Origin of the sequence: Methanoregula sp., assembly GCF_002835825.1 — an archaeon.
In the GTDB taxonomy this organism is placed as follows: Archaea; Halobacteriota; Methanomicrobia; order Methanomicrobiales; family Methanospirillaceae; genus Methanoregula.
This window is the reverse complement of the sequence record NZ_PIZH01000544.1, coordinates 1-1,395: the sequence shown is the minus strand read 5'-3', so window position 1 is coordinate 1,395 and position 1,395 is coordinate 1. Positions and strand designations below refer to the sequence as shown.

Here is a 1,395-nt window from a genome sequence, read left to right as displayed (position 1 = left end):
GAGGTGGGCGTGGGGATCCCGTGGGTCCACGTACAGGTGTTCGAGCCGCTCGCGGTTGAACGATGAAGACCTCCTTATGATCCCGTGCACCTCGTATCCTTTGCTCAGCAGGAAATCGGCAAGGTATGAGCCGTCCTGCCCGGTGATCCCTGTTATCAGCGCTTTCTTTTTTGCCACCACTGCCACCTGCTAAAACACTCCTTTTTCAGGAATGGATCTAATAATCCTGCCCCGAAACATGAGAAGATTCTGGCATGTATGTTCCTTTTGAAAAATGATATATCTTGTGTAATACCGCCGTTGCCGTCGCCCGGAATTCCGCCAGACCTCTGTTTTTTTACGCTGGACTGGTTATTGTTTATTACTCTCTACAACGAATGGTAGGTAAGATAAGAACTGAATTTCGGTGTACTAATGCAGATACATGAAAAACAGACATGCCGGATCTGTGGCAACTCCCGGCTTATCACCGTCATCGACCTTGGTACCCAGGCCCTTTCGGGGAGGTTCCCGAAAAAAGACGATCCCGATCCTCCTCTGGCGCCGCTTGTCTTGGTCAAATGCGACAACGAGAAGGATCCGAAAGCCTGCGGACTCGTTCAGCTCAAACACACGGTTGATCCCGGCGAAATGTACGGGAAAGAATACGGATACCGTTCCGGCATCAACACAACGATGAGCAAGCATCTTGCCGGGATCGTGGAGTTGGCAAAGGGCATGGTCGGCCTGAACGCCGGCGACATTGTCCTTGATATCGGGAGCAACGACGGCACGCTCCTGAAGAGTTACCACCGTTCGGACATACGGAGGATCGGTATCGATCCCGGTGGTGAACAGTTTCAAAAATACTACCCGGCTGACATCCGCCTTGTCAGCGATTTCTTCACTGCCGAAAATTTCACCGCAGTCTTTCCGGGCGAGAATGCGAAGATCATCACCTCCATTGCCATGTTCTATGACCTTGAAGAGCCGATGGCGTTTGTCCGGAACATCAGCGAGATCCTGCACCCTGAAGGCGGGTGGATCCTCGAACAGAGCTACCTGCCCACCATGCTTGAGATGAACTCGTTCGACACCATCTGCCACGAGCACCTCGAATACTACGCCTTTTTCCAGATCGAATGGATGCTTAAAAAGAACGGTCTGAAAGCAATCGGCATCGATTTCAACTTCATCAACGGGGGAAGTTTCCGGGTCTGTGTCACCCATGCGGGCTCCTCCATCCAACCCGATACCGCAGCCCTTCAAAAGGTCAGGGCAAGGGAGCGGGACCTCCGGCTTGAGACCATGGAGCCTTACCGCCGGTTCTGCATCCGCGTGGGGGAGATCAAAGCCCTCCTGACTGATCTGTTACGATCCGAGAAAGCCGCGGGAAAGAAGATCTATGTGTACGGT

At 52.8% G+C, this 1,395-nt stretch carries 2 protein-coding genes; one reads left to right on the top strand and one right to left on the bottom strand.

The window, feature by feature from the left end:
• Positions 1–186 (bottom strand): GDP-mannose 4,6-dehydratase (locus CW742_RS13150; RefSeq protein WP_292421112.1); only part of this gene is annotated, 186 nt, incomplete at its 3' end.
• Between the two features lie 228 nt (positions 187–414).
• Between CW742_RS13150 and CW742_RS13145 the strand changes: the two genes are divergently transcribed.
• Positions 415–1,395 (top strand): class I SAM-dependent methyltransferase (locus CW742_RS13145; RefSeq protein ID WP_292421110.1); only part of this gene is annotated, 981 nt, incomplete at its 3' end.